At 71.2% G+C, this 1502-nt stretch carries 1 protein-coding gene and 1 pseudogene; one reads left to right on the forward strand and one right to left on the reverse strand.

The features are described from left to right. On the forward strand, positions 1-1227 hold a 1227-nt coding region (locus ABZV34_RS39335), incomplete at its 5' end, for an AMP-binding protein (protein WP_356288057.1). Positions 1228-1290: 63 nt separating this feature from the next. Here the strand turns inward: ABZV34_RS39335 and ABZV34_RS39340 are convergent. After that, positions 1291-1502 (reverse strand): annotated as a pseudogene (locus tag ABZV34_RS39340) (phenylacetate--CoA ligase); the annotation flags it as partial.

A 1502-nucleotide genomic window follows, 5' to 3' on the forward strand; every position in this document is an offset into this window, starting at 1 on the left:
GGCGACGATCTGGCGTACATCGTCGGCCAGGCCGGCTGTGGACTCGTCCTGGCCGATCCGGATCTGGCCGGAAACCTGCCCGAGGGGACGCGCACCCTGCCGCTGCGCGACGCCGACGACTCGCTGCTCGCGCGACTGGCCGAGACCCCGCCGTACGACGGTCCGGAACCGCGAGGTGAGGATCTGGCGCAACTGCTGTACACGTCGGGCACCACCGCGCTGCCCAAGGGCGCGATGATGACGCACCGCGCGCTGGTGCACGAGTACCTGAGCGCGATCACCGCCCTGGACCTGCAGGCCGGTGACCTGCCCGTGCACGCGCTGCCGCTCTATCACTCGGCGCAGATGCATGTGTTCCTGCTGCCGTATCTCGCCGTCGGCGCCGTGAACGTGATCCTCGACGCGCCGGACGCCGGCGAGATCCTCGACCTGGTCGAGGCGGGCCGCGCGGACAGCCTGTTCGCCCCACCCACCGTGTGGATCGGCCTGTCCAACCGGCCCGACTTCACGACCCGCGACCTGAGCGGGCTGCGCAAGGCGTACTACGGGGCGTCGATCATGCCGGTTCCCGTCCTGGAGCGGCTGCGGGAGCGGCTGCCGAAGCTGGCGTTCTACAACTGCTTCGGCCAGAGCGAGATCGGTCCCCTGGCCATGGTCCTCGGCCCCTACGAGCACAAGGGCCGGATGGACTCCTGCGGACGGCCGGTGCTGTTCGTCGAGGCGCGGGTCGTCGACGAGTCCGGCAAGGACGTGGCCGACGGGGAGCGGGGCGAGATCGTGTACCGCTCACCGCAGTTGTGCGAGGGCTACTGGGACAGGCCGGAGGAGACGGCCGAGGCCTTCCGCGACGGCTGGTTCCACTCCGGTGACCTCGCGGTCCAGGACGGGGACGGGTTCTTCACCGTCGTGGACCGGGTGAAGGACGTCATCAACTCCGGTGGCGTGCTGGTCGCTTCGCGGCAGGTGGAGGACGCGCTCTACACCCACGAGGCGGTCGCGGAGGTGGCGGTGATCGGCCTGCCCGACGAGCGGTGGATCGAGGCGGTCACGGCGGTCGTCGTCGCGCGCGGTGAGATCACCGGGGACGAACTCCTCGCGCACGCGCGCGAGAAGCTCGCCCACTTCAAGGCGCCCAAGCGGGTGCTGTTCGTGGACGAGCTGCCGCGCAACGCGAGCGGGAAGATCCTCAAGCGCGAACTGAGGGACCGGTTCGCGGCGGACTCGTAGGCCGCGCCGGACGCCGACGCCGTTACGCGCGACGCCGTCCGTCCGTCCGGCGGCGGACGGTACTCAGCGCTCCCGCAGGTCGACGATCCGCCTGATCTTCCCCACGGACCGCTCCAGCGACTCCGGCTCGACGACCTCGACGGTGACCGACACACCGATCCCGTCCTTCACGGCCGCCGTGATGGAGCGCGCGGCCGCCTCACGGATCTCGGGGGTGGCGCCGGGCCGCGCCTCGGCCCGTACGGTGAGCGCGTCGAGACGGCCCTCGCGGGTCA

Origin of the sequence: Streptomyces sp. NPDC005195 (assembly GCF_040608315.1) — a bacterium.
Classification (GTDB): domain Bacteria; phylum Actinomycetota; class Actinomycetes; order Streptomycetales; family Streptomycetaceae; genus Streptomyces; species Streptomyces kaempferi.